The organism is Micromonospora sp. NBC_01405 (assembly GCF_045040155.1).
Classification (GTDB): Bacteria; Actinomycetota; Actinomycetes; order Mycobacteriales; family Micromonosporaceae; genus Micromonospora.
Genome location: NZ_CP109532.1, coordinates 5,640,501 through 5,666,844 on the forward strand (window position 1 = coordinate 5,640,501; position 26,344 = coordinate 5,666,844).

Here is a 26,344-nt window from a genome sequence, read left to right on the forward strand (position 1 = left end):
GTGCCCTACGGCGCGGTCGCCAGGGCCCGGCCCGACTCACCTGACTCCGAACGGGCTTCAGTTCTTGCGCGCGGTCACCAAGGCGAACGTGAGAAGCTCGCCGTTGTCCGCGGTGAGCATGTCGATCACGGGCTGCTTCGATGCCTGGCCATCCGGCTGCGCCTCGGCACCTGCCTGGGTCCACAGCAGCCAATCGTGCCAGCCGTCTTGTTGCAGTCGCGCTGACGTGACCGTCACCAGCTCGGTGATCTCCCAGTGGAAGCGCCACCACTGCGCCGTGTGCCAGGCGATCGCCTCCCAGCCGACCACCTTCTTGATGTGGGCGGGGATAGCCCCGAGCTCGCGGATCTCACGGGTCATCGCGGGCGTTGCCATACCCAACTGTCCACCGGGACGCAGGAACCGACGTGCGCCTCTGCCCGTATCGCATCCACCCGGTCGCTGACGCCGGCCTCGGCGAAGACGGCGGCGGCCTCGTCCGCGCCGACCCACCAGTCGGTGGCGACGACGTGAACGCCGTACTCGCGGGCGAGGAACACCGACGTGGCACCCTTGCCGGAACCAAGGTCGAGCACCCGCATCCCCGGGCGCAGGTCAAGGTCCCGCGCGAGGTCCTCCAGCAGCCACAGGGGGTTCGGCCCCATGTCGAGCCCGAGCAACCACGCCGGGTCGTAGCGCGATGAACGGGGATAGCGATCCGGGCGTACGAGCTGATCCAGGGCGGTCATGAGGACTGACCCAAACGGATCACAGGCGCTCGTACAACCTCTTTTCGCGACTGCGGACCGCAGGTCACGATCTTGATAATCCGCAGATTCGCGGCGGCGGTCACCTGCGACGCGGGCACGCCCACCCCGGGGGCCGGCGCGCCCGCATCCCTCAGTTGAGGCGGCAGGTCACTTGAAGCGGATGAACTTGGAGAACTGGTTGTTGGCGGTTCCCACCGACACCGTCCGGTGGCTGTACTTGTCCGCGCTTACGTAGTTGTATTCGTCAATTTCGAAGGTGCCGTTGGAGTTCACGCTGGTGACGAAGGCGACGTGACCGTAGGTGCCGCCCAGGCGGACCGCGACGTCACCGGCCTTCGGGCTGTTGTACACCGGCACCCCGGCGCGCCCGGCAGCACCGACCCACTGGTTGGCGTTACCCCACTGCGCCTGGCCCCCGTACTGGTTGGTGAAGGGCACGCCGACCCGGCTCCGCACCGCCCAGGCAGCGAAACTGGTGCACTGCCCCTTGTAGAAGTTCCAGGGGTCGATGCCCGAGGTCGCGCCCTTGTACGGGTAGTCGTCCTTGGCCGGATAGTTCGTCCCGGCGGAGATGAGCTGGTGGGAGGCGTTGTTGTTCTTCAGCGTGGCGTTCAGGTTCGCCTTCGCGCCGGGCGCGAAGTTCTGGTAGGCGTAGGTGCTGTCGTAGTTGCTGTTGTAGTAGACCCGCACCGTGCTGCTGGTGCGGTTCCACACGGAGGCGGCGTTGTTCTTGACGCACACGCCCTTGCCGCTGCCGGCGCCCTTGAACTCGTAGCAGCTCGGCTGGGTCGAGCCGTAGTCTCCCAGTGACCCGGTGTGATCGGAGATTGATCCCGCGTGGTCGCTGTTGTAGTAGTAACAGAACTCGCCGGCGTCGCAGACTCCGTCGCGGGCCGCCGCCTGAGCAGGCGCGGCGACCGCCAGGACGCCGAGAGTTGCGCTGAGCACGCTCGCGCTGAGGGCGCCGAGGACGCGAACGGTGATTCTGGGCATGTCCACTTCCCTTCCAGGGGTATGTGACAACGGGCTCACCCTACAAGCAATCGATCAATCGACATACGCCTTAATCTCGTCGCCACTGCGGCATGAGTTCGAGCGGACGCCGTCACCCGGCGGAGGCCCGGTGGCGGCTCGACGCGCTGACCGCCTTGCAGGACAGGCAGGACGACAGCCGGGATGGTGTCACCGTCCGCCGCTATCCTTCGCCGGCACGTCGGGGACGGTCCTGGCGGCCGAATGCCGGTGTACGGGCTGCCACATCGGGTCTGGAGGGGCACGTGCCGGTCGAGGCGGTAGGCGTCGAGGCGTTCCGGGTCGCAGTCCGGCAGGTGGCGCAGGCGACGGGCGCGGAGCGGGAGGACGCCCTGCGACGGCTGGCGGAGGCTGGCGCGGCCGACCCGGCGGGCGTCAAGGCGCCGCAGAGCGCGCCGATCCTGGGCGGCGGCACGCTGCGCCAGGACGCGGCGGACGCGATCTGCGCCTACCTTCGTACACCCTTCGCCACGACTGCGGCGGCCGGAGCGGGCGCGGCGGACGGCGCGGACGGCGAGTCACGGCGCGACGCCCTGCGGGTGCTCGTCGGGTTGCTGCGCCCCGCCGCCGGGGCGGGCGAGGGCGTCGGAGCGGGCGGGGACGCGGGGGCGGGCGGGGTGTCGCCGGGTGTCGCGGTGGACCTGTCCGGTGCGACCCTCGTGGAGGCCGATCTCGGCGGGTGTGAGCTGGCCGGGGCCCGGTTCGACGACACCCGGTTCCTCGGGGCGACCTCGTTCGTCGACGCCCGGTTCACCGGCGACGCGATCTTCGCCCGTGCCGTCTTCCACGGCCCGGCCCGGTTCGACGACGCCCGGTTCGCCGCCGACGCCGTCTTCGGACGGGCCCGGTTCCGGGGCCCGGCCAGCTTCGAACGGGTCGGCTTCGCCGCGATGGCCTGGTTCGGGCGGGGCGAGGAGGAGCTGTGGGAGGACGATCCGGCCTGGGACACCGTCGAGGACGCCCGACCCGCGCCCTGGGACGAGCCGAACGAGGACGATCCGGGCTGGCCCGTCGCCGTCCTGGTGGGCGACTACCAGGGCTGGGAGGAGGGCGGCGACGGGGCCCGCTTCGGCGGGGACACCTCGTTCCGGAGCGTCCGCTTCGACGGCCCCGCCTGGTTCTGCAAGTCGCGGTTCGGCGCGGACGCGACGTTCCGGGACGCCTGGTTCGGCGGGCCGGTGCACCTCGACCAGCCCGCCGTCGACCTCGACGGCGCCCGGTGGGTCGGCCCGGCCGGCGACGATCCGGCGCGCTGGCCCCTCGGCTGGGCGTCGGCGCCGGGCCCGGACGGCACGTGCGCGCTCGTCGTGGACGGTTCCGTCGCGCCCTACTCCCGTCAGCTCGCCGACCGCGATCCCGACGTCCGACGCGCGGGGCTGCGGGCCCTCGGCGAGCTCGGTGACGGGAGGCCGGAGCTGCGCCAGCGCGTGGTCGACGCCGTGTGCGCGTACCTGCGGGTGCCACTGCCGTTCGACGTGACCGGCGAGCTGACCCCCGCCCAGGCCGGGGAGGTTCAGCTGCGGCGCGACGCCCAGCGGCTGCTCGCCGAGCGCCTGCGCCCGGCATCCGTCGGGGCGGGCGAACGGCACTGGCCGCGGACCAACCTGCCGCTGTGCGGCGCGACGCTGGTCGACCTCGACCTCAGCGGGTGCCAGGTCGGTCACGCGGACTTCACGGGCACCCAGTTCCACGGCGCCACCCGCTTCGACGCGAGTACGTTCGCCGGGACCGCCTTCCGGCTCGGCGGTCCCGAGGGGCGCGCCTCGTTCCACGGCGACGTCACCTTCGCCGGGGCGCGGCTCGACCGCCGGCGCGACGTCCGGGACGTCCTCGATGGCGTCGTGTTCCACGCCGGCGCCGTGATCGACGACCCCGGGGCCCCGTCGGCGGGGGAGGGCTGAGCGCGGCCTCCCCCGCAGACGTCGTCCAGCAGGACCGTGACCCAGGGCGTGCGGGACGACCCGTACGGGCCGTAGTGCCGCTACCTGCCGCGCCGGGCCGTCCGCACGCCGAACGCGACCGCGCCGACGATGAGCACGACGCCCAGGAGCTGGAGGCCCGGCGAGTCGTCGGCCTCCCCGAGCACGATGCCGGCGACGCCGATCGCGACGGCGAGGACGGCGACGAGGTACCTCATCGGTGTCCTCATTCGTCGACCCATTCGAGCAGGTCACCGGGCTGGCATTCGAGCACCCGGCACATGGCCTCCAGGGTGCTGAAACGAACGGCCTTGGCGCGACCGTTCTTCAGTACCGCCACGTTCGCCGGGGTGAGCCCGACGCGTTCGGCGAACTCACCGACGCTCATCTTGCGTTTCGCCAGCTCGACGTCGATGCGGACGACGATGGGCATCAGATCACCGCTTCCATGTCGGTACGCAGTGTGGTGGCCTGCCGCAGCAGTGCCCGCATCACCACCATCAGGAGCCCCAGCACGGCGACACCCACCAGCATCAGGAACAGCAGGACCGGCAGCCCGGGGTCCGACGCGTTGATGCCGAAGTAGAGGAACACGCCCAGCAGCACCACCCACGCGGCGGCGATCGCCCACACGATCGCGTCCACCCAGGCCAGGGCGGCGTCGCTGAAGATGCGGTCGCGCTTGACCAGGGTGAGCAACTTCCAGGTGGCCACGATCACGACCTGGATGCACAGCACCCAGAACACCGTGACGGCGGTCATCGGCCACCTGAGGTAGGCATCGTTCGGGGACTCCTTGGCCATGTGCGCGAACTGCCCGGGCAGCGAGAGGGTCTGGAACATGACCAGGATCCCGAACAGCAGCACCAGAAAGACTCTGAGCGGGGCCACCGCTCGATGCTCAGTCAACATGCATCGACTATCACCCGGAACCTATCGACTGTCAATCGATTGGCCGACATTGGCGCTGTACCCATCGCCGAAGGCTGAGCCGACCGGTGGTGACCGTCGATGAAGGAGACGTGGACACGTGACAGCCGTCTCTACAGTGCCGTCCATGAGAATGATCGCGCGGGTCGCGAGCGGGGTCGCCGTCCTGGCGGCTGCGCTGGTGGCGTGGCCCATGGCGGCCCACGCCACGCCGGCCGACGGTGGCCTCGGCCTTGACCTGCGCACCACCCAGTCGTCGTATCGGCCGGGCGACCCGGTCCGGTTGACGTTCGCGGTAACCAACTCCACCGGCGCGGCCTGCGGGCTGGCGAAGGCCGCAGACGGGGCCGTGCGGGTGACCTCCGTACGCCGGGACGGGCAGGACCTGGTCCCGGTTCTCGGCCGCAGCTTCTACGACGACGGCATCAGCGCTGCCGCGATTTCCGGCATGGCGACGGTGGAACCCGGCACGACCGTGACCGTGTCGCTGGCCAGTGTCCGCGTGCACGCCGGCGCTGACCCCGGTGACGTCGTGCTGCGGTCGGTGGCCGCGACCCCCGACGGCGGTGGACTGGACACCCTGTGGCCGGTCGGCGTACCCGGACGTTACGAGGTCACGGCGAGTTACGCGGCTCTGCCGGTGACCGGTGCCGTCACCCCCTGCCCTGGTGCGACGGCCCTACGGACCACCACCTTCACCGTCGGCGACGACGCCCAGGGCGACGCCCGGTGGCTCTGGCTCGGCGGGGCGCTGCTGGCGCTCGTCCTCGGCGCGCTGGTGGTCGTACTCCTGCTGCTGCTCCTGATGCGCCGTCGCCGCCGTCACCGGAACGCGGCTGCCGCCGTCGCCCTGGTGCTCATCGCCGCCGGCGTCCTCGTCGGCGGGGGAGGCCGGCCCGCCCGGGCCGACTACGCGGTCGACCCGAACGCCGGCGTCCCCGTCAGCGGCGTCGACTTCCAGGGCAAGGTCGACGACTGCCTCCAGGAGTTCGCCGCGCCCGGCGGCGATCCGGCGGGCATCTTGCCTCGGCTCAAGGCCAAGAGCAAGCCCCGGGTGCGGATCATCCCCACCAGCGGCGGGTCAGGTTCCTTCGAGACCCCGCGCAGCAAGAGCGGCAAGGGCTCGTCCACCGTGACCTGGAACCCCACCTCCGACGCGCCGTACGGCGACGGCGTCGCGCGGGACCCCTGCGCGGCGCTCTACCACGAGCTCAACCACTCCGACGACATCTCCCGTGGCGCCGTCCCGAAGGGCGACTGCGGCTCCACCGGGATCAAGACCGCCGAGGTCAAGGCGACGCTGGCGGAGAACCGGTACCGGGCGGCCAAGGGCCTGCCACTGCGAACGGAGTACGAGGGCAAGACCCTGCCGAAGAGCCTAGACGAATGCAGGAAGGCCAAGAAGAAGACCCCGCCCACCAAGGGCCCGATCCTCCTGTGCGAGGACGGCGGCTCCACCTGCGGCGGCACGAACGGCGACCCCCACCTGGCGACCTTCGACGGGGTCTACTACGACTTCCAGGCCGTCGGCGAGTTCGCCCTGGTCACCTCGACCGAGGGCGACCCCCTCGCGGTGCAGGTCCGGCAGACGCCGATGGACACCTTGCGAACCGTGTCGGTCAACTCCGCGATCGCCTTCCGGCTCGGTGACCACCGGGTCGCCCTCACCCTGGTCGACGGCGGCACCCAGGTACGCGTCGATGGCGTACTCGTCGCCGTGGCGCCCGGGAAGACGGACCTGCCCGGCGGTGGCGCCCTCGCCCGCCGGGCCTCGGACATCGGCGCCGCGGACGGCTACGACCTGAGCTGGCCCGACGGCTCCGCCGCCGCGGTGGACCAGATCGGCTCGTACGGCTATCGGCTGCTGGTGAAGCTGGCGCCCAGCCGGGCCGGGAAGGTGCGCGGCCTGCTCGGCGACTTCGACGGTGACTCGGCCAACGACATCGCCCCAGCGTCCGGCGCCGCGCTGACCCAACCCGTGCCGTTCGAGAAGCTATACCCGTCGTACGCGGACAGCTGGCGGATCACCCAGGACGGCTCCCTGTTCAGCTACGCCGACGGCCAGAACACCGAGTCCTTCACCGACCGCACCTTCCCCGACCGGTCGATGACCGTCGCCGACCTCGACCCGGACCAGCGGGCCCGGGCGGAGGAGGCGTGCCGGTGGGCCGGCGTCACCGACCCCGGGCAGCTCGCCGAATGCGTGTTCGACGTCGCCGTGACCGGCCGTCCCGAGTTCGCCGTCAGCGCCGCCGCCACCGAGCAGGTCGCCCCACCCGCCGCCGCACCGATCACCGCGCCACCGATCGCCACGGCCACGCTGAAGCCCGGCGGCGGCGGGCTGACCTTCCCCGCACACGCCGGCGACGCCCTGTTCGTCGACATCACCGCTCCCGGCCTGGCCGACCGGTGTTCCCCGTACCGGCTCGTCGATCCGACCGGGAGCGACGTCGCCAGCGGCTGCAACATCAACGGCGTCGGCTACATCGATCGTGCCGACCTCACCGTCGACGGCACGTACACGGTGGTGGTCGACGCCACCAGCGGCGACACCGGCCGGGCTACCGTGCGGGTCTACGCCGCACGGGACACCACCGGCACCATCCGACCGAACGGCCCGGCGGTGTCCGCGACGATCGAACAGCCCGGCGCGATGGCCCGCTACCGGTTCACCGGCAGCGCCGGCCAGCGGGTGTTCATCGAGGTGCCCGAGAGCACCCTGCGTGACCAGTGTTCCCCGCTCGCACTTGGCGACTCGGCCGGCCGGACGCTGAAGACCGGCTGCGTCGTCAACGGCTCCGGCGACGTCGAGGGCACGGTACTGCCCGCCGACGGCACCTACACCGTGCTGGTGGACCCGTCGGACCGCAGCATCGGCACCGTCGCGCTGAAACTGTTCGCTACCCGGGACCAGGCCGGTGCCATCAGCGTCGACGGGCCGCCGGTCGTGGCCACCGTCGATCAACCCGGCGCCGTCATCCGCTATCAGTTCACCGGCGCCGCCGGCGCGTCGGTAACCCTGGATGCCACCGCCGCGACCCTGCCCGACCAGTGCTCTCCCCTGCAGTTGCGCGACGCGGGCGGCGCGACGCTGAGCAGCGGCTGCGTCATCAACGGCGCCGGCGGCATCGAACCGACCGTCCTGCCGGACACCGGCACCTACACCATCGTCGTCGACCCGTCCGGTTCCGCGACCGGATCAGTCACCCTCGCCCTGCGCCAGTGAATGTCCCCGGGCACGGAGCGCGACCCCGTCGGCGACGGCCCCCGCCAGCCACAGCGTCAAGACCGCGTACGCCACGGCCGCGCCCGTTCCGGATGATCGGGGTGACGGTCCCTGGCCCGTGGCGGCCCGGTCAGGGAATGGGCCACTCGTGGACCGGCTGGTTGCTGTGCATCAGGTCCACGTAGTGCCGGACCACCTCGCGCAGCGCCGCCGGCCGGTCCAGGTGGTCGGCGGACTCCAGCCGGTGCAGCGTCTCCACCTGCCAGGTGGCCCCGTTGCGGCCGGTCAGGCAGCGCTGCTCGATGATGCCGAGCAGCCGGTCCCGCTCGGCCGGGTCCAGGCCCCACCGGTCCAGCCCGTGATGGGCCAGCGGCAGCAGCCGGCGCAGCACCAGCTCGGTGACGGGCAGGTACCCCAGGCCGGGCCAGAACACCTGGGCGTCGATGCCGTGCCGGGCGCCGCTGGTGAAGTTCTCCTCGGCGGCGCTGAACGACATCTGCGACCACACCGGCCGGTCCGACTCGGCGAGGGCACGCACCAGCCCGAAGTAGAACGCGCCGTTGGCCACGGTGTCCAGCACCGTCGGGCCGGCGGGCAGCACCCGGTTCTCCACCCGCAGGTGCGGGCGGCCCTTGTACACGTCGTACACCGGGCGGTTCCAGCGGTAGACGGTGCCGTTGTGCAGCCGCAGCTCGGCGAGCTTCGGCACGTCACCGCGGGCGAGAGCCTCGACCGGGTCCTCCGGGTCGCACACCGGCAGCAGCGCGGGGAAGTAGCGGACGTTCTCCTCGAACAGGTCGAACACCGTGGTGATCCACCGCTCGCCGAACCACACCCGTGGGCGTACCCCCTGGGCCTTGATCTCCTCCGCCCGCGTGTCGGTGGCCTGCTGGAACAGCGGGATGCGGGTCTCGCGCCACAGCTCCCGGCCGAAGAACAGCGGCGAGTTCGCGCCGAGGGCGACCTGGACGCCGGCGATCGCCTGGGCGGCGTTCCAGTAGTCGGCGAACTGGGCCGGGCTGACCTGGAGGTGGAACTGGGTGCTGGTGCAGGCCGCCTCGGGGGTGATGGTGTCGGCGGTGACTGCGAGCCGCTCGACCCCGCTGATCGAGATCCGCAGGTCCTCGCCGCGGGCGGCGAAGATCTGCTCGTTGAGCAGCTTGTAGCGCGGGTTGGCCGACAGCGTCTCGGCGGTCAGGTGCTCGGGGCGCAGCGTCGGCAGGATGCCGATCATCACCATGTGCGCGCCGACGCCACGGGCCTTCGTCTCGGCGGCGTTCAGGCTGGCCCGGACGTGTTCCTCGAACGCGGCGGTGCCGGTGCCGGCCAGCCGGCGCGGCGCGACGTTGATCTCGATGTTGAACTGCCCCAGCTCGGTCTGGAAGCTCGGGTCCTCGATGGCGGTCAGCACCTCCGAATTGCGCATCGCCGGCATCGAGTCGTCGTCGACCAGGTTCAGCTCGATCTCCACCCCGGTCATCGGCCGCTCGACGTCGAACCGGGACTCCCGAAGCATCTCGGCGAAGACGTCCAGGCACCGCCGCACCTTCTCGCGATAGCGGGCCCGGTCCTCGCGGGTGAATGTCCGTACGCCGACGTCCTCGCCCATCGTCACCACCTTGTCACCGTTGGTCCCCCTAACCTCGCACGGCGGCGCGGGCCGGGGAAGACCCGAAGGTCCCTACACGTACCCCGCCGGGGCCCGCGTGATTCCCGTCGCGTCCGCCCGTCGCTGCCCGGATCGGCCGGCCGGTCTGGTTAGCATGGCCGGCAACCGGTGGGGGAGTGACGATGCGCGAGAAGATCACCAAGTTGTTCGTGGCGGCGGCGATCGCCGAGGCATGCTCCTGGCTGGCCCTGTTGATCGGCATGGCCGTCAAGTACGGGCCGCCGGACAACGAGATCGGGGTGAAGATCTTCGGGCCGATCCACGGCGCGCTCTTCGTCGTGTACGGCCTGCTGGTGCTGGCCGTGGCGCGGCTGCACCGGTGGCGGCTGTGGCCCACCGTCGTGGCGCTGGCCTGCGCCGTACCGCCGTTCGCGACCCTGTTCTTCGAGCGCTGGGCCGCCCGGCGGGGCATGCTGCGCACCGCACCCGAGCCGGACCGCCCGCTGACTCCGGTCGGCTGACCGCCGCCGACGCTCACCGGGACCACCGGCCAGGGGCCGCTCGGGTGGCCCCCGGCGACGTGCCGCCCCACGGCTGATCTGTCCACGGCTCACCGCCACGGCTCACCTGCTACCCGGCGGGGCGCTGCCCCACGGCTCACGGCCACCCGGGGTGCCTGTCAGCCGGCGAGGAAGGCGGCCAACGTGGCGGCGAGCTGCTCCGGGGCCTCCTCGGCCATGTGGTGGCCCGAGTCGATCGAGGCCCCCCGTACGTCGTCGGCCCAGTCCCGCCAGATCGCCGCCGGGTCGCCGTACAGGTCGACCATGTCGTCCCGCTCCGACCAGCAGAACAGCACCGGGCAGGCGATCCTCCGCCCGGCGGCCCGGTCGGCGTCGTCGGCCGCCCGGTCCGGGCCGAGCCCGGCCCGGTAGTCCTCGCACATCGCGTGCACCGTCGCCGGGTCGTGGATCGCCCGGCGGTAGTCGGCGTACGCCTCCGCGCCCATGACGGCCGGCGAGCCGCCGTACCAGGCGTCCGGGTCGGCGGTGATCATCCGCTCCGCCGGCCTGTCCGACTGGCCGAGGAAGAACCAGTGCCACCAGCGGGCCGCGAACCGGGCGTCGGCGCGGGCCAGGGCCTCGCCGATCGGCACCCCGTCGAGCACACCCAGCCGGCTCACCCGGCCGGGGTGGTCCAGCGCCGTACGCATCGCCACGTAACAGCCCCGGTCATGTCCGACCACCGCCGCGCGGTCGTGGCCGAGCGCGTCGAGCAGGCCGACCACGTCGCGGGCCATCGCCCGCTTGGCGTACGTGGTGTGCCCGGGGTCGCTCGGCGGCTTCGACGAGCCACCGTAGCCCCGCAGGTCCGGGCAGATCACGGTGTGCTCCCGGGCCAGCAGCGGCGCGACCCGGTGCCACGTGGCGTGGGTGCGCGGGTGGCCGTGCAGCAGCACCACCGGCGGTCCCGACCCGCCGTGACGCACCCGCAGCCGCACCTCTCCGACGTCGATTTCATCCAGCGCGAATCCCTCAAACATGGCACCCCGGTGCCCGCCCCCACCCCACCGGAAACCGCAGCTCCTCCCCACCCCCACCCCTCCCGCCGCCCCCAAGACCACCAGGCCCTCCCCCCCCGGGCCCTGAAGGTCACGCAAATTCACGGAATGAGTGGCCTTACGCCCGCGTAAGGCCACTCATTCCGTGAATTTGCAGGCGCGCCGGGGTGTAGCGGGTCGTGGGAGTGCCAGCGACGCTTTCGTACGGGTGGCTGCGTCGTGAGCTTCCGGGCGAAGGCTTGCCGGTGCGTGGCAGAATCCGGCGTCGTGCAGCGCTTTCGCTCCTGGGACGGCACCGACCTCGGTTACCGGCTCGTTGGTTCAGGTCCGCCGCTGGTGTGCATCCCCGGTGGACCCGGGCAGGCCGTCGAGTATCTGGGTGAGCTGGGTGGGCTCAGCGCGCACCGGACCCTGGTCCTGCTCGACAACCGGGGCACGGGCGGGTCCGGCGTGCCGGCCGATCCGGCGACCTATCGCGTCGACCGGATCGTCGAGGACGTCGAGGCGCTGCGCCGTCACCTCGGGCTGGACCGGATGGACCTGTTCGGGCACTCGGCCAGTGGCGGGGTCTGCCTGCTCTACGCTGCCGCGTACCCACGCCGGCTCGACAGCCTCGTGCTGGTCGACCCGTCGCTGCGGGTGGTCGACCTGCAGTCGGACCTCGGCGTTGCGGAGGTGCTCGCCCAGCGGGCGCACGAACCCTGGCACGCGGAGGCCGTCGCCGCGCTGCATGCCGAGGCCGGCACGCCGCAGGAGTTGGCGCGGTACCGCTGGCTGTCCGCGCCGCTGCTGTACGGCGAGTGGAACGCCGCGGCGCGGGCGCAGGCATCCGCCGAGCCGGACCAGTTCGCCCAGCCCGCGACGGACGGTTTCTACGCCGGCTTCGACCCCGATCCGGCGCTGCCGGGGCGGCTCGCGGCGCTACCGACGCCGGTGCTGCTGGTGGTCGGTGAGTACGACATCTGGCCGACCCGCACGGCGGTACGGGAGCTGGCCGCGCTGCTCGGCGACGCCGAGCTGGTGGTGCAGCCCCGGGCGGGGCACTTCCCCTGGGTGGACGACCCGTCGGCATTCGCGGCCACGGTGGAGCGATTCCTCGCCCGCAGCCGGACGGCGCGCCGCGCCGGCCAATAGCGCGCTGCCCGCGCCGCCCGGAGTTCCGCCAGAGGTCCCTGAGGTGAGCAGGGGTCCCTGAGGTGAGCAGGGGCCCGTCAGGTGAGCAGGACGGCGACGGCGATCGCGGCGATCAGCACCGCCCCCAGCACGGCCTGGATCAGCAGCGGCGGGCCGAGATGGCTCCACAGGGTGGCGGTGCGCGGGCGCAGCAGTTGCCCGGTGGTGAGGTTGACGATCCGCTCCACCCGGGGCGGCAGGTCCGGGTCCTGCGGCCGGAGGGTGATCTGCACCCAGTCGGCCGGGTGCAGGGCGCTCTGCGGCAGGTGCCCGTGCAGCTCCACCTCGCAGAGCCGGTCGGCGGAGTCGCGCAGCCGCAGCGGGGTGACCAGGAACTCCGGGCCCTTGCGCAGTGCCTTCCAGCTGCGCCGGGCCCCGCCGCCGTTGGACAGCAGGGAACGCAACGCCAGCAGCAGCAGGCCCATCACACTGGCCGCCATCACCACGGCGACCAGCACCGGCTGGCCGATTCTCAGCTCGCGGGGATAGCCGTCGAGCAACCGGACGACCCGGCCGGTGACGATCCGCTGCGTGGGGCGAGCGATCCGCCGGTATTCCAGGTCGCTGTCCATGTGCACCACCGAGAGTCGTTCACCACCGAGAGTCCGGTTCCCTGCACCGATCGTATCCGCACGCTCGGGTGAACGACGTGAATGAACGCGAGTCACGTTCGTGGCGCGGTCAGGTGACAAGGCCACCGGCGCGGGTAAGCGGGGGGCCGAGCTGGAAAGGGGTCGAGCATGCAGCTGTCCTTCCTGCGCCCGCTCTACGACCGTCCCGGGCCGTGGTGTTCGGTATATCTGGACGCCTCCCGGGACACCGAGGACGCCCGTCCGGCGCTCGACCTGCGCTGGCGGGCCCTCAAGGGCGAACTGCTTGAGCAGGGCGCCGACGCGCCGACCGTGGACGCCGTCGAGCGGGTGGTCCGTGGCCACACCCCGATGCCGGGGGACTACGGCATCGCCGTGTTCGCGACCCGGGGCCGGGCGGTGCTCAGCGAGTACCTGTCCGCACCGCCGCTGCGGGACCTGGCGGCGGTCTCGGAGCTGCCGCACACCATGCCGCTGCTCGCCCAGCGCGGCGAACAGATCGCCTGGGTGCGGGTGTTGGCCGACCGGACCGGTGCCGATGCCGTGGCGGTCAGCGCGGGCGGGGTGCCCCGCCGCGCCCACGTCACCGGCCGGGAGGAGTTCCAACTGCGCCGGGTCAACCCGGGCGGCTGGTCGCAGTCCCGCTACCAACGGGCCGCCATGGAGGCGTGGCACCACAACGCCGGCGACGCGGCGGCGGCCACCGTGGAGCTGGCCGAGAAGGTCGGCGCTGACGTGCTGGTGGTCGCCGGTGACGTGCGGGCCACCGGCATGATCGCCGCCCAGCTTCCCTCGCGCTGGCAGGACGTGGTGGTGCGCACCGACGCCGGGTCGCGGCACGCCGGGGCGGACCCGACGCTGATGGACGACCTCACCGTGCAGACCATCGCCGAGGTGGCCGACCAGCGGATCACCGCCACACTGGACCGCTTCGGCATGCAGGAGGACGTCGGGGCGGGCCTCGACGCGGTCGTGTCGGCGCTGCAACGCAACCAGGTCGACACCATGCTGATCGTGGACGACCCGTCCTCCACGGAGGAGCTGTGGATCGGCCCGGGGCCGACCGACATCTCCACCGACCCGGGGCAGCTCACCGCCATGTCGGTGCCCGACCCGCATCGGGTGCGCGCCGACGCGGCCCTGGTCCGGGCGCTGGTCGGCACCGCCGCGGAGCTGACCGTGCTGGCCCCCGACGAGGCGCCGGAGCTGACCGACGGGGTGGGCGCGGTGCTGCGCTACGTCGACCCCGCCACCCCCGGGCGGGGAAATGGCTGAGCGTACGGGGGCCGACCTGGTGGTGGAGCGGCTGCGGGCCTGGCGGGTGCCGCGCGTCTTCGGCTGCCCGGGCGAGGCCATCGCCCCGGTCGTCGCGGCCCTGGACCGCTCGGGCGGGGACCCGGATTTCGTCCCCGCCCGGCACGAGGAGACCGCCGCCTTCATGGCCAGCGGGCACGCCAAGTTCACCGGCGAGATCGGCGTCTGCCTGGCCACCCAGGGGCCCAGCGCCGTGCACCTGCTCAACGGCCTGTACGACGCCAAGCTCGACAGCAAGCCGGTGGTGGCGATCGTCGGGGAGGACATCACCGGCCCGCTCGGCGGCGCCCACGAGGAGATCGGGCTGAGCCGGCTCTTCGGCGACGTCTGCAACCAGTTCGTCCGGTACGGGCGCGCGCCCGAGCAGGTCCCCGGCGTGCTGGACCAGGCGTTCCGCACCGCCGCCGCGACCCGTAGCCCCACCTGCGTGGTGCTGCCCCGGGAGGTGCAGGCGGCGGTAGTGCCCGACCTGCTGCCGCAGGCCGCCGGGGTGACGTCGGCGACCCCGGGGGAGCCGCTGGCCCGGGTGCTCCCGCACGACGCCGACCTGGCCGCCGCCGCGTCCCTGCTCGGCGCCGGCGGCCGGCTGGCGATCCTGGTCGGTCAGGGCGCGCACGGCGCGGCCGACGAGATCGTGACGCTGGCCGACCGGCTCGGCGCCGGGGTGGCCACCAGCCTGCTCGGCAAACCGGTGCTGGACGAGCGGCTGCCCTTCCACACCGGGGTGCTCGGCGAGGTCGGCAGCACCGCCGCCGCCCAGCTCATGGGCGGCTGCGACACCCTGCTGATGGTCGGCACCACCGACCCGTGGACCGACTACTACCCGATGCCCGGGCAGGCCCGCACGATCCAGATCGACATCGACGGTCGCCGGATCGGCACCCGCTACCCGGTGGACGTGCCGCTGGTCGGCGACGCCGGTGAGACGCTGCGCGCGCTGCTCGACCGGGTGCTCGACCGGGTACCCGACCGGGCCCGGCGGGACTGGCGCCGGACGGTGGAGAGCTCGGTGGACCGGTGGCGGGAGGAGGCGGCGGCCCGGGCCGGTGAGCCCGGCGAGCCGGTCAACCCGCAGCTGGTGCTGCACCAGCTCTCCGCCCGGATGCCCCGCTCGGCCGCGATCGCCGTCGACGTCGGTTCGGTCATCTACTGGTACGCCCGGCACCTGGAGCTGCGGCCCGGGGTGACCGCCCAGCTCTGCGGAACCCTCGGCTCGACGGGCTGCGCCCTGCCGTACGCGGTGGCGGCGAAGCTGGCCCGCCCGGACCGGCCGGTGATCGCGCTGGCCGGGGACGGCGCGATGCAGCTCAACGGCCTGGCCGAGCTGATCACCGTCGCCCGACACTGGCGGGAGTGGCCCGATCCCCGGCTGGTGGTGCTGGTGCTCAACAACCGCGACCACTCGGGCATGGGCGGTGCCGGGTCACCCGCCCGGGCGTCCGCCCGCCGGCCCGACGTGCCGTACGCCGGGTGGGCCCGGCTGCTCGGCCTGCACGGCGTCCGGGTGGACCGCCCGGAACTGGTCGGCGCGGCGTGGGACGAGGCCCTCGCCGCGGACCGGCCCAGCGTGCTGGAGGCCGTGGTCGACCCCACCGTGTCGCTGCGCCCGCCGGAGCCGGCCCTGGCCGACCTGCGGGGCGTGTTCGCCGACGGCGACGCGGCCCGGCTGGTCCGGGAGCGGATGCTCGACACCCGGGTCGTCGTCGAGGCCGACGACTTCGTTTAGTCCCGCCGGGCCGGGGCACCCGCGGGTACGCCGTCACCCGCGAGGAGAGCCATGCCCGAGCCCGCCGACCGTCGCTACGGTCCCGCGCCCCTGCCCCGAGCCCGGGGCCCGGTCTCCGCGGCGCTGGTGGCGGCGCTGCGCCGGCCGCCGCACGACCCGCCGGTGGGGCTCGCCGCCCGGTTCGCCCCGGACGACGGTGGGCCCGGCCCGCTCATCGACGAGGACCTTCAGCTGACCCTCTTCCTCTGCTATGAGCTGCACTACCGGGGCTGGGCGGGGGTGGCCGAGCACTGGGAGTGGCAGCCGGGCCTGCTGGCCCTGCGGGCCCGGGCCGAGCGGGTCTTCGAGGCGGCGCTGCGTCGGCTGGCCGGCCCGTCGCGGGCGGTGCCGCCCGCCGGCGTGCCGCGGGCGCTGGCCGAGCTGGTGGCCGCCGATGACGGCCCGGCGCTGGCCGTGACGGTGCAGCACCGGGCGAACCTGGAGCAGTTCCGCGAGTTCGTCGTGCACCGTTCGGTCTACCACCTGCGGGAGGCGGACCCGCACAGCTGGGGACTGCCCCGCCTCGGTGGGCCGGCCAAGGCCGCGCTCGTCGAGATCCAGATGGACGAGTACGGCAACGGCCGGCTGGACCGGATGCACGCCGAGCTGTTCCGGCGCACCATGGACCGGCTCGGCCTGGACACCGGCTACGCCGCCCACCTGGACCGGGTCCCGGCGGTCACCCTGGCCGCGAACAACCTGATCTCCCTGTTCGGGTTGCACCGCCGGCTGCGCGGCGCGCTGCTGGGCCACCTGGCGGCGTTCGAGATGACCTCCTCGCTGCCGAACCGCCGCTACGGCAACGGCCTGCGCCGGCTCGGCCTGGACGAGGCTGCCACCCGGTTCTACGACGAGCACGTCGAGGCCGACGCCGTGCACGAGCAGGTCGCCGCGCACGACCTGTGCGGCGGGCTGGCCCGGGCCGAACCGGCGCTCGTACCCGACCTGATCTTCGGCGCGGCGGCGGCGCTGGCGGTCGACGGCCTCTTCGCGGGGCACGTGCTGGACGCCTGGGCCCGGGGGGAGAGCTCGCTGCGGCCGGTAACCCGCCCGGCGCCGGTCACCGCCCTCGCCTGACCGCTCGCGTTCGCCCCGGCGCTGCCGGAGCAGCCTCGCCCCGGCGGCGGAGCAGCCTCGCCCCGGCGGCGGAGCAGCCTCGCCCCGGCGGCGGAGCAGCCTCGCCCCGGCGGCGGAGCAGCCTCGCCCCGGCGGCGGAGCAGCCTCGCCCCGGCGGCGGAGCAGCCTCGTGCCGGGCGGTGCCGGGCGGGGTCAGCCCTCCCGGTCGGTGCCGGCGCGGAACCGCACCGCCTTGTGCGTGCCGTCGCAGAACGGCTTGAGCGCCGACCTGCCGCACCGGCACAGCGCCACCGTGCCCCGGCGCGCGTCGATGGTCCGGCCCTCGGGGGTGACCAGGGCGAAGTCGCCGCGGACCAGCAACGGGCCGTCCTGGTACGGGGTGATGGTCGCCGCCGGGGCGTCGTCGTCGGTAGCCATGGCCACACGTGCCCGTCGGGGGCCCGTCGAAACTCGCCCGGCCCGGCCCGCGCGGCCCATCCGGCGCGGCGTCGGACGCCACGCCCAGCCGGCACGCCGAGGACCGCAGGGCGCAAGCGTCCGTCCATCGAAGAATGCCCCCGGCGGGTGGCGGAGGCCCCGTTTAGACCCCATCGGGACGGGAAGCCGGGCCGCGTGGCGAACGAGCGAAGCGGGCTGGGACCCGCGCATCCGGTGCGTGGGGGACTCACGGCGGACGGGGCCGGACTGGCCGGGGACCGGGTGGTGGCGGTCGGCAGCACCGGACGCGTCCTGGTCGCCGCCGCGGCCCGGGCCCTGCGCGGGCAGGACTGCGCCGACATGGGCCAGCCGGGCGCGCTGTCCCGGTTCACCGGCGCGCCCGAGCCCGTACGCCGGGCCGCCGCCGCCCGGGCCGCCGGACGGGTCGCGCTCACCCCCGACCAGACCGCCGAGGTCGACGCCGCACGGGTCGCGCGGTGGATCGTCGACCAGTACCCGCGCCGCCGTTACCCGGGCGTGGTGCTGGGCTCCCCGCACGGCGCGGCGGCTCACCTGGCGGTGGCCCTGGGCGTGCCCTGGCTGCCGGCCGCGTTCGAGACGACGGTGCACTGGACCCGGGGGGCGGTGGACCGTCCCGCAGCAGCCCTCGATCACGGCGCGACGCTCGCCGCCCGGCTGGTCGCCGGCAACCCCGACGTGCACGTGCGGCAGGTGCACTGCCCGGCCAGCCGGGGCGCCCTCGCCGGGGCGACCGTCTCGCTCGCCGTGCGCTGGCAGCGCCTGCCGGCGGCGTACGCCCGGTTCCTGGCCGACCGGGTCGAGCCCGGAGCCCCGCTGCTGCTGCTGCGCGACGCCCGGACCTGGCCGGTGCACGACCTCGGGCTGGGGCACAGTTTCCAAGCCGGTTCCCCGGCCAGCGGGCTGGAACCGGTGGACTTCCACCCGGACTCGCACGCGCTGCGCCAGGTGCTCCGCTCCGTCGGCGGCGAGGGTTCCCACTGGGAGCCGCCGGAGTTCCACGCCCCGCAGGGCTACGCCGAGCACGGCGTGGAGCCCGGGTTCGAGCTCGCCGTTCGGGCGTGGGCCGGGCAGCGCGGGCACCGGCTGCACCGGGTGCTGTTCCCCCGGGCGGAGTCGCTCAGCGCCGCGGTCGCCGACCTGTACCGGGCGTGGCTGCGGCGGGCCGGCAAGACCGGCGACCGGCTGGTCGTCGAGTGCGGGCGGCTGCTCGACCCGTGGCAGGTGCTGCGGGCCGGGCTGGTGCCGTACTGGTGCGAGAACGCCACCCGGCGCGCCGTCGACGCGGTGGAGTGGTGGCTGGCCGGCAGCGAGCCGTTCAGCTCGGTGGACGTGCTGCCGGAGTCGCCGGGGATGCGCTCGCCGGCCCTGGCCGGGCTGCCGCAGTGGCTGGCCGTGGCCGCCTTCGGCCGCCGCCGTCGGGCCCTGGACCGCACCGCGGCCCGGGGCTACCCGGTCACGGCGGTACCCACCCGCCGGGCCACCGAGGTGCTGCGGGCCCAGCCGTACGACCTGCCGGTGCCGCCGCCGCTGCCCATCGAGACCGCCGTCGAGGCGCTGCGCGACGGGGCCGGCCACCAGGGACTGGTGGTCTGCTGACCCGATCCGCCGTGCCTGGAGCGGCGCCCGGCCGGTGTCGAACCGCCCGCCGCGCAGCCACGCCGAGGCCGGTCGCACCAGCCGGCCGAAACATCCTCGCGACCCCGGGCCGCCGTGGTTGAGTACCTACGGAGCGGGAACACCGCTGGCTGCGACGGCCCGGCCACGCCGCGCAGCCTGTGGTAGACGCTCCTCGACGATTCACGTCAGGTGACCCACTTTCCGGCCCGGTGCGTGGCCAGACCACGTACGCGACCGGCTTTCCCGATCAGGCGGGGACCTTCCTGAGGGAGGCGCGGATGTTCGGACAGACCACCACGACCACACCACCACCCACCGAACGGGGTCTGGAGGACCTCGACGCGGCGGCGCTGGCGTACGCGGCGCGGATCGAGGGCCTGCCCCCCGAGCGGCGGCAGGAGGCGCGCGACGACCTGGTCCGCTTCGCGCTGCCGTTCGCCGGCCGGCTCGCCCGCCGGTACCGGGGGCGGGGTGAGCCGTTGGAGGATCTGGAGCAGGTGGCCCGGCTCGGACTGGTCAACGCCGTCGATCGGTACGACCCGGAGCGCGGCTCGTTCACCGCGTACGCGGCGATCACCATCGTCGGCGAGATCAAGCGGCACTTCCGGGACCGGACCTGGGGTGTGCACGTGCCCCGCCGGCTGCGCGACCTGATCCTGGAGGTCGGCCAGGCCACCGCGGCGCTGACCAGCGAGTTGTCCCGGGCCCCGTCGGTGGCGGAGCTGGCCGAGCGGCTGGAGACCCCGAAGGAGGAGATCCTCGCGGCCCTGGAGTCCGCCGCCGGGTACAGCCCGGCCTCGCTCAACGCGCCCGTCGGCGGGGAGAGCTCGGCCGAGTTCGGCGACCTGGTCGGCGAGAGCGACAACGCGCTGGAGTCGGTCGACGACCGGGTCACCGTCAGCGGGCTGCTGCACCGGCTGCCCTGGCGGGAGCGGCGCATCCTGGCGATGCGCTTCTACGGCAACCAGACCCAGGCCGAGATCGCCGCCCGGTTCGGCATCTCCCAGATGCACGTGTCCCGCCTGCTGTCGCGGGCGCTGACCTGGCTGCGGCAGGCCATGCTCGCCGACGCCGCGTCGCCGTGGCAGAACGGCGCGGCCGAGTCCGAGGCGGGCAAGGCGCGGATCCCGGTGCGGCACAACGGCGACCGGGTGGCCGCCCCGCAGCTGCCCCGCGACTGAGCCGCAGTGCGGGGCGGGGGCGGACCGGGTGACCGGCCCGCCCCCGCCGCGCGTCGCTCGGGGCTCAGCGCTCCGGGGTGTCGTCCCGGCTGTGCGGGTGGCGCCAACGCTCGTTCTCCTGCGGACGCTCCCCGCCGGGCGGCTCGGTCTCCGGCGCGTCGGTCTGCTCGAAGCTGGGCCGGCGGATCTCCTCCGGCTCCGGCACGTCCACCGGCCGCGCCCCCGACTGCGGCGCCGGCCTGTACTCGACGGCCTTCCGCGCGCCGTGCGCGCCCTCACCCGAGGGGGACTCCGGCACGTGTCGCGCGGAGTGCAGCTCCTCGGCGAAGCTCTGCGGCGGCTTCGTGGTGCGCTGCGGCAGGTCCCGGCCGAGGTCGGCGACGAGGTGGCCGTACTTGAGGTCGAACGCGGGGCGCTCGGAGCGGATCCGCGGCATCCGGTCGAAGTTGCGCAGCGGCGGCGGGCAGGTGGTCGCCCATTCGAGGGAGTTGCCGTAGCCCCAGGGGTCGTCCACCGTCACCATCGCCCCGAACCGCCAGGACTTCCACACGTTGTACATGAAGAACAGCGTGGACGCGCCGAGGACGAACGACCCCACCGTGGAGATCATGTTCAGGGTGGTGAAGCCGTCGCCGGGCAGGTAGTCGGCGTACCGGCGAGCCATGCCCGCGCCGCCCAGCCAGTGCTGCACCAGGAAGGTGGCGTGGAAGCCGACAAACATGGTCCAGAAGTGGATCTTACCGAGCCGCTCGTCGAGCAGCCGGCCGGTCATCTTCGGGAACCAGAAGTACACCCCGCCGAACGCGGCGAAGACGATGGTGCCGAACATCACGTAGTGGAAGTGCGCCACCACGAAGTACGTGTCGGTGACCTGGAAGTCGGCGGGCGGGCTGGCCAGCAGCACCCCGGTGAGCCCGCCGAGCAGGAAGGTGACCAGGAAGCCGATGGCGAACAGCATCGGCGTCTCGAAGGTGAGCTGACCCTTCCACAGGGTGCCGATCCAGTTGAAGAACTTCACCCCGGTGGGCACCGCGATCAGATAACTCAGGATGCTGAAGAACGGCAGCAGCACCTGACCGGTGGCGAACATGTGGTGCGCCCAGACCGTCATCGACAGCACCGTGATCGCGATGGTGGCCAGCACCAGTCCCGTGTAGCCGAAGATCGGCTTGCGGGCGAACACCGGGATGATCTCGGTGATGATGCCGAAGAACGGCAGCGCGATGATGTACACCTCGGGATGGCCGAAGAACCAGAAGAGGTGCTGCCACAGCATCGGCCCGGCGGTGGCCGGGTCGAACACGTGCGCGTCGAGCAGCCGGTCGGCGGCGAGCGCCAGCAGCGTGGCGGCCAGCAGCGGGAAGACCAGGATCACCAGCACGCTGGTGAGCAGCAGGTTCCAGGTGAAGATCGGCATCCGGAACATGGTCATGCCGGGGGCGCGCAGCGTCAGCGTGGTGGTGATCAGGTTGACCGCGCCGAGGATGGTGCCGAGGCCGGAGATGACCAGGCCGACGACCCACAGGTTCCCGCCGATGCCGGGGGAGTGCTGCTGCTGGCTCAGCGGGGTGTAGGCGGTCCAGCCGAAGTCGGCGGCCCCGTTCGGGGTGAAGAACCCGGCGACCACCATGGTCCCGCCGAACAGGTACAGCCAGTAGGCGAAGGCGTTGAGCCGGGGGAAGGCCACGTCCGGGGCGCCGATCTGCAACGGGACGATGTAGTTGCCGAACGCGAACACCAGGGGCGTCGCGAACAGCAGCAGCATGATCGTGCCGTGCATGGTGAACGCCTGGTTGTACTGCTCGGGGGAGAGGAACTGCATCTCGGGCCGGGCCAGTTCGGCCCGGATCAGCAGCGCCAGCACCCCGCCGATGAGGAAGAAGACGAACGAGGTGACCAGGTACAGCAGGCCGATCTGCTTGGCGTCCGTCGTGCCGAGCAGCTTGAGCAGCTTGGCCCCGGGCAGCGTCGGCCGCAGCGGGCCGGGGAAGCCGCCGAAGCGGGCCGGCGCGAGGATCGCGGGGCCTCGGTCTCGTCCGGGTTCCGTGGTTACCCGCTTGGGCATGGTTCCTCACCCCGTCGTCACGACAGAAAAGGACGGGCGTGCCTACCCGGCCCACCCATCATGTAACCAGGTGAGAGCGGTAATTTCGGTCAATTCGGGGTGAGCGGCTCAGGTGGCGGGCAGCATCGCCCAGACGACCTTGCCGTCCCCGACCGGCGAGCTGCCCCACCGCTGGGCCAGCTCGCGGACCAGCAGCAGCCCTCGGCCGCCCTCGGCGCGCGGGTCGGTGCCCATGCTCGGGCGGATCGCCCCGCTGCTGCCGTCGGCCACGGCGACCTGCAGGTACGACCGGCGCAGCGTGAGCGTCACCTGCATCGGGGTGCCGGCGTGTCGCACGACATTGCCGACCAGTTCGCTGAGCACCACCGAGGCGGGGCCGACCAGCTCCGGCAGGTTCCACCGCCCGCAGGCGTCGGCGACCAGCTCCCGGGCCCGCCGGCAGGCCCCCGCGACCGGCTCCAGCCGGGCGCGCAGCCGGGGCGCGGCGGCGGCCCCCGCCGTCCGGGTGGCCTCGGCGCAGTCCCGCCGCACCGGCACCACCCGGCCCACGGTCGAGCCAGCCAGCCAGCTCGCCGCGTCGGGCGGCGCGGCACAGAGCACGAACGGCACGGCCGGCCAGTCGGCGGCCCGCCGGGCGGCGGCGGCGAACACCGACAGCGCCAACCGGTCGCGCACGTCGACGGAGCCGAGGTCGACGACCAGCGCGTCGGGCTGGTCGGCGAGGCACCGTTCCAGGACGTGGTGCACCGGGCGCATGGTGCCCAGGTCGAGCGCGCCGCTGAGCCGTACGACGGTCACCGGCGACTCGTCGCGGACCTCGCACGTGATCCGACTCGACATGCGCGGTCCTCGCTTCCGTCCGTATCGGGGGTGATTCGCAGGTACCCGGCACGGGACGGGGTGAAACGGGGCGGGCCCCCGTCAGTGGCGACTCGGGCGGCGGGTGGTGAGCACGCCCAGCGCGATCATCCCGACGCCGAGGAACAGGTGCAGCCAGTTGTCGGCACCGTTGACGGGGATGAAGTTGGCCCCGCTGGAGTGGTCGACCACCAGGCCGTACAGCCACAGCACGAGGTAGATGGCCCCGCCGCCGACGAGGAACGTGCGCGCCCCGGAGACCGTGCGCGCCAGCGCCAGGCCCGCGACCCCGAACAGCAGGTGCACGATGTTGTGCAGGACCGACACCTGGAACAGCCCGAACAGTTTCGCCTCCGAGTCGTGCCCGGCGAAACGCAGGTCGCTGTAGTACGTGGTGACCCCGGGGATGAATCCGAGCACCCCGATCACCAGGAACACCACGCCGACGATGGCCGCGACACGACGCACGAGGGCGCGGCCGTCAGCAGGGTTGCGTCGGGCCCGCGAGTGGGCCATCGGACCGGTCACCGCGATCTCCTCACCGGGTAGGGAAGTCTCGCGGCGCGCGTTCCCGCTGCCGTCGTCCGCAAACCGGCCGCCGGGCCGGGGGTTGCGCAGGGCCCCTGCCGTCCCGCGTACCCGGCAGGGGCCCTGCCGCCGATGTCAGGCGGGTTGCAGGCGGCGTGCGGTGGCGCCCCGGCGGACCTGCTCGTACAGCCCGACGTAGCGCTGCGCCATGACCGTCGGGGTGAACCGCGTCGCGGCCTCCCGCCGGCACTCGTCGGCGTCCAACGCGCCCGCGGCCAGGACCAGGTCGGCCAGTTCCTCCTCGTCGGTGGTGAGCAGGCCGGTGCGGCCGTGCTCGATCAGCTCCGGCAGGCAGCCGCGGGTGGTCGCCACCACCGGGGTGCCCAGGGCCAGCGACTCGACCACCGCCGTGCCGCCGGGCTCCTCCCAGCGCAGCGGGAACAGCGAGGCGCGGGCGCCGGCCAGCAGGTCGTCGCGCTCCTGCCCGGCGACGGTGCCGACCCAGCGGACGAGGTCGCCGTCGACGTGCGGGGCCACCTCGTCGTAGAAGAACCGCACGTCCGGGTTCTGCCGGGCCTCGTCACCGGCCGCGGCCAGGTCCTCCGGCCGGTGGTACGGCCCGACCGGGCCGGCGAGCACCAGCGGCACGCCGACGCGCTGGGCGAGTCGGGCGCCGACGTCCTGGCCCTTGCCGGGGTTGATCCGGCCCAGGATGATCAGGTAGTCGCCCTTGTCCGGCCGGGGGCGCCGGTCCGCGTCGACCGCGAGCGGGGTGGACAGGTGCACATGGCCGACCGAGTGGTCGCGCAGCGCCCGGGGGGCGCGGGCGAGCTGTGAGGCGGACACCCCGTTGACCCGGACCCGGTCGCCGCCGTCGAGGTTGCCGTAGAGGGCCGGATGCTTGGCCAGGTCCCAGTGCAGGGTGTGCAGGGCCGGCGGGGCGTCCGGGCCCATGGCGGCGAGGGTCGCCAGGCCGACCGCCTCCACGTGGTCGTGGACCAGGTCGATGTCGTCGCGGGTGTGCAGCGCCCGCACCACCCCGCCCAGGTGCGCCTGGGCGATGCCGCACACCTGGTTGTACGGCCGCTGGAGGGCCTCGAACTGGCCGTCGGGGAAGACGGAGATCTTCTCGTCCACCGGCAGGGTGCTGCTGTCGACGGAGGCGAGGACCACCCGCACGCCGAGCCTGCGCAGCTCCGGCACCAGGGTGGCGATGATGTTCTCGATGCCGCCGTAGCCGGGCGGCGGCACGGACAGCCAGGGCCCGGCGTTCATCAGGACGGTCAGGCTCATGCTGCGTTCCTTCCCTCGGCGGGGCCCCCGTCGGCCGACCGCTGTGTGCCATCTACGTGCCCCGCAGCGGGCGTGGTCACGCCATGCCACCCCGAGCGGCACGCCTGCCCCGAGCGGCACGGTCACCCCGAGCGGGTGACCGGGGCGGGTCACCCGCCCTTAACCGTCGAACCGCGCCCGCGGCCCCTCACGCCGCCACCCGTCGACGCGGCAGCCGGTGACGCAACTCCGCCAACGGGGGCCGCTCCTCGACCGAGACGTCGCTGACCACGATCTCCCGCTCCAGGTTGGGCAGCGCCTCGGAACCGCCCCGGCGGAACTGGGTGAGCAGGGACACCGGCGCGGTGTCCGGGCTGGCCCAGCCGCGTCGCTGCAACCGGGACCACGCGGTCAGCATGATCTGTGCCGACATCCGGCCCAGCGCCGCCGTGTCCTGGTGGCGGTGCTTGCGCTCGCCCAGGTCCACCTGGGCCAGCGCGTCCAACCCGACGAGGTCCAGCAGGTCGATCAGCATCGCCGTCTCGACCCCGTACCCGGAGACGAACGGCACCCGCTCCAGCACGTCGCGCCGGCCGGCGTACTCGCCGGCGAGGGGCTGGACGAAGCCGGCCAGTTCCGGCCAGAACAGGTTGAGCAGCGGGCGGGCCATCAGCTCGGTGACCCGGCCCCCACCGTCGGCCTCCACGCTGGTCGCGCCGACCAGCGGCCGGTGGTAGAAGCCCTTGACGAACTCCACCGACGGGTCGGTCAGCAGCGGGCCGAGCAGGCCCGTGACGAAGTGCGGGCGGAACTCGCGCAGGTCGGCGTCGACGAACGCGACCACGTCCCCCTCGGCGGCGGCCAGGCCCGCCCAGAGCGCGTCGCCCTTGCCGGTCAGCCGGGGCAGGCCCCGGGTCATCTCGTCCTGGCCGACCACCTCCGCGCCGGCCGCCCGGGCCACCTGCGCGGTCCGGTCGGTCGACCGGGAGTCGACCACGATCAGCTCGTCGACCAGGGCCACCCGGTCCATCAGGTGCTCGCGGATGGTCGACACGATTGCGCCGACCGTCGTCTCCTCGTTGTGCGCCGGCAGCACCACGCTGACCCGGCTGTCGCCCTTGGCGCGCATCAGGCGCCGCGGCGTCCACTCGGTCGCCGAGGTGGTCCGGTATGTCGCCCACGCCTCCACCACCGGTGAGACGCTCGATTCAGTATCCCGCACAGACACCACCCCCCAAGATCGTTGCGGAAAACGCAATGTGGTGTTTTCCCAAAACCATCCACGCGCTAACCCGAATCATCCCTAACAGCTTGATCACGGGCCGCGCACCGGGCCGTTTCACAGCAATGAACGTTTGGTTGCGCCGCCACGGGGGGAGTGCTCTACGCGGATACGTGAAACCGTGGTGAGAGGGTTTGTCG

Annotated in this window: 23 protein-coding genes and 1 pseudogene; 9 read left to right on the forward strand and 15 right to left on the reverse strand. The window is 73.2% G+C overall.

Going from position 1 to position 26,344, the window contains the following annotated elements; all coding sequences use genetic code 11:
• Positions 1-57: 57 nt before the first annotated feature.
• The 3 genes from OG559_RS24365 to OG559_RS24375 form a co-directional block, all read right to left on the reverse strand.
• A complete protein-coding gene (locus OG559_RS24365; RefSeq protein ID WP_405107458.1) occupies positions 58-360 on the reverse strand; it encodes a hypothetical protein in 303 nt (100 codons plus the stop codon).
• Entirely contained in the window at positions 357-728 is a 372-nt protein-coding gene (locus OG559_RS24370; RefSeq protein ID WP_405107461.1) for an SAM-dependent methyltransferase, read from the reverse strand. Before OG559_RS24370 ends, OG559_RS24365 begins: the two co-directional genes overlap by 4 nt.
• Positions 729-896: 168 nt before the next feature.
• A complete protein-coding gene (locus tag OG559_RS24375) occupies positions 897-1,742 on the reverse strand; it encodes a CHAP domain-containing protein (protein WP_405107464.1) in 846 nt (281 codons plus the stop codon).
• 284 nt (positions 1,743-2,026) lie between these two features.
• Here OG559_RS24375 and OG559_RS24380 point away from each other — a divergent pair, with 284 nt between their 5' ends.
• Positions 2,027-3,682: a pentapeptide repeat-containing protein gene (locus OG559_RS24380; protein ID WP_405107467.1), complete on the forward strand. Its 1,656-nt coding sequence runs from the start codon at positions 2,027-2,029 to the stop codon at positions 3,680-3,682.
• 80 nt (positions 3,683-3,762) lie between these two features.
• Here OG559_RS24380 and OG559_RS24385 read toward each other — a convergent pair whose 3' ends face one another.
• Genes OG559_RS24385 through OG559_RS24395 form a run of 3 tightly spaced genes read right to left on the reverse strand, consistent with a single transcriptional unit; the run spans position 3,763 to position 4,591 of the window.
• The gene (locus tag OG559_RS24385; RefSeq protein WP_405107470.1) at positions 3,763-3,918 is read right to left on the reverse strand and encodes a hypothetical protein; all 156 of its coding nucleotides are present in this window, start codon (positions 3,916-3,918) and stop codon (positions 3,763-3,765) included.
• 8 nt (positions 3,919-3,926) lie between these two features.
• Positions 3,927-4,133, reverse strand: a complete 207-nt coding sequence (locus tag OG559_RS24390; RefSeq protein ID WP_120783492.1) for a helix-turn-helix transcriptional regulator — start codon at positions 4,131-4,133, stop codon at positions 3,927-3,929.
• Positions 4,133-4,591, reverse strand: coding sequence for a DUF2975 domain-containing protein (locus OG559_RS24395; RefSeq protein ID WP_405107473.1), 459 nt, complete (start codon positions 4,589-4,591; stop codon positions 4,133-4,135). The genes OG559_RS24390 and OG559_RS24395 overlap by 1 nt, the downstream gene beginning before the upstream one ends.
• Before the next feature lie 166 nt (positions 4,592-4,757).
• Here OG559_RS24395 and OG559_RS24400 point away from each other — a divergent pair, with 166 nt between their 5' ends.
• Positions 4,758-7,856, forward strand: a complete 3,099-nt coding sequence (locus tag OG559_RS24400) for a VWD domain-containing protein (protein WP_405107476.1) — start codon at positions 4,758-4,760, stop codon at positions 7,854-7,856.
• A 130-nt stretch (positions 7,857-7,986) separates the two neighbouring features.
• On the opposite strand, the gene OG559_RS24405 is transcribed toward OG559_RS24400, so the two are convergent.
• Entirely contained in the window at positions 7,987-9,465 is a 1,479-nt protein-coding gene (locus OG559_RS24405; RefSeq protein WP_405107478.1) for a glutamate--cysteine ligase, read from the reverse strand.
• A 182-nt stretch (positions 9,466-9,647) separates the two neighbouring features.
• On the opposite strand from OG559_RS24405, the gene OG559_RS24410 reads away from it, so the two are divergent.
• Positions 9,648-9,986, forward strand: a complete 339-nt coding sequence (locus OG559_RS24410) for a DUF3817 domain-containing protein (protein WP_405107481.1) — start codon at positions 9,648-9,650, stop codon at positions 9,984-9,986.
• A gap of 158 nt (positions 9,987-10,144) precedes the next feature.
• Here OG559_RS24410 and OG559_RS24415 read toward each other — a convergent pair whose 3' ends face one another.
• Positions 10,145-11,005 carry an alpha/beta fold hydrolase gene (locus tag OG559_RS24415; protein ID WP_405107484.1) on the reverse strand — a complete coding sequence of 287 codons (861 nt, stop codon included), beginning with the start codon at positions 11,003-11,005 and terminating at the stop codon, positions 10,145-10,147.
• Between the two features lie 285 nt (positions 11,006-11,290).
• On the opposite strand from OG559_RS24415, the gene OG559_RS24420 reads away from it, so the two are divergent.
• Positions 11,291-12,157 carry an alpha/beta fold hydrolase gene (locus OG559_RS24420; RefSeq protein WP_405107487.1) on the forward strand — a complete coding sequence of 289 codons (867 nt, stop codon included), beginning with the start codon at positions 11,291-11,293 and terminating at the stop codon, positions 12,155-12,157.
• Between the two features lie 77 nt (positions 12,158-12,234).
• Here OG559_RS24420 and OG559_RS24425 read toward each other — a convergent pair whose 3' ends face one another.
• Complete coding sequence (locus OG559_RS24425) at positions 12,235-12,777, reverse strand: hypothetical protein (RefSeq protein WP_405107490.1); 543 nt, start codon at positions 12,775-12,777, stop codon at positions 12,235-12,237.
• A gap of 159 nt (positions 12,778-12,936) precedes the next feature.
• Here OG559_RS24425 and OG559_RS24430 point away from each other — a divergent pair, with 159 nt between their 5' ends.
• The 3 genes from OG559_RS24430 to OG559_RS24440 are packed head-to-tail and all read left to right on the forward strand — an operon-like array spanning position 12,937 to position 16,942.
• Entirely contained in the window at positions 12,937-14,061 is a 1,125-nt protein-coding gene (locus OG559_RS24430) for a Vms1/Ankzf1 family peptidyl-tRNA hydrolase (protein WP_405107493.1), read from the forward strand.
• The gene (locus OG559_RS24435; RefSeq protein ID WP_405107496.1) at positions 14,054-15,826 is read left to right on the forward strand and encodes a thiamine pyrophosphate-binding protein; all 1,773 of its coding nucleotides are present in this window, start codon (positions 14,054-14,056) and stop codon (positions 15,824-15,826) included. Before OG559_RS24430 ends, OG559_RS24435 begins: the two co-directional genes overlap by 8 nt.
• A gap of 51 nt (positions 15,827-15,877) precedes the next feature.
• On the forward strand, positions 15,878-16,942 hold the full coding sequence (locus OG559_RS24440; protein ID WP_405107499.1) for an iron-containing redox enzyme family protein: 1,065 nt from the start codon (positions 15,878-15,880) through the stop codon (positions 16,940-16,942).
• A 192-nt stretch (positions 16,943-17,134) separates the two neighbouring features.
• Here OG559_RS24440 and OG559_RS24445 read toward each other — a convergent pair whose 3' ends face one another.
• A complete protein-coding gene (locus OG559_RS24445) occupies positions 17,135-17,359 on the reverse strand; it encodes a CDGSH iron-sulfur domain-containing protein (RefSeq protein WP_350883003.1) in 225 nt (74 codons plus the stop codon).
• Between the two features lie 234 nt (positions 17,360-17,593).
• On the opposite strand from OG559_RS24445, the gene OG559_RS24450 reads away from it, so the two are divergent.
• Positions 17,594-18,997 carry a hypothetical protein gene (locus OG559_RS24450; RefSeq protein ID WP_405107502.1) on the forward strand — a complete coding sequence of 468 codons (1,404 nt, stop codon included), beginning with the start codon at positions 17,594-17,596 and terminating at the stop codon, positions 18,995-18,997.
• A 299-nt stretch (positions 18,998-19,296) separates the two neighbouring features.
• Positions 19,297-20,172: pseudogene (locus OG559_RS24455) on the forward strand (SigB/SigF/SigG family RNA polymerase sigma factor); the annotation flags it as partial.
• A 91-nt stretch (positions 20,173-20,263) separates the two neighbouring features.
• On the opposite strand, the gene ctaD reads toward OG559_RS24455, so the two are convergent.
• The 5 genes from ctaD to OG559_RS24480 form a co-directional block, all read right to left on the reverse strand.
• The gene (gene ctaD, locus OG559_RS24460; RefSeq protein ID WP_405107505.1) at positions 20,264-22,264 is read right to left on the reverse strand and encodes a cytochrome c oxidase subunit I; all 2,001 of its coding nucleotides are present in this window, start codon (positions 22,262-22,264) and stop codon (positions 20,264-20,266) included.
• A gap of 108 nt (positions 22,265-22,372) precedes the next feature.
• Positions 22,373-23,104, reverse strand: a complete 732-nt coding sequence (locus OG559_RS24465; RefSeq protein WP_405107508.1) for an ATP-binding protein — start codon at positions 23,102-23,104, stop codon at positions 22,373-22,375.
• Between the two features lie 81 nt (positions 23,105-23,185).
• Positions 23,186-23,638, reverse strand: coding sequence for a DUF4383 domain-containing protein (locus OG559_RS24470; RefSeq protein WP_405116930.1), 453 nt, complete (start codon positions 23,636-23,638; stop codon positions 23,186-23,188).
• 147 nt (positions 23,639-23,785) lie between these two features.
• On the reverse strand, positions 23,786-24,943 hold the full coding sequence (locus OG559_RS24475) for a glycosyltransferase (protein WP_405107510.1): 1,158 nt from the start codon (positions 24,941-24,943) through the stop codon (positions 23,786-23,788).
• Between the two features lie 187 nt (positions 24,944-25,130).
• Positions 25,131-26,111, reverse strand: coding sequence for a glucosyl-3-phosphoglycerate synthase (locus tag OG559_RS24480; RefSeq protein WP_405116932.1), 981 nt, complete (start codon positions 26,109-26,111; stop codon positions 25,131-25,133).
• Positions 26,112-26,344: the final 233 nt, after the last annotated feature.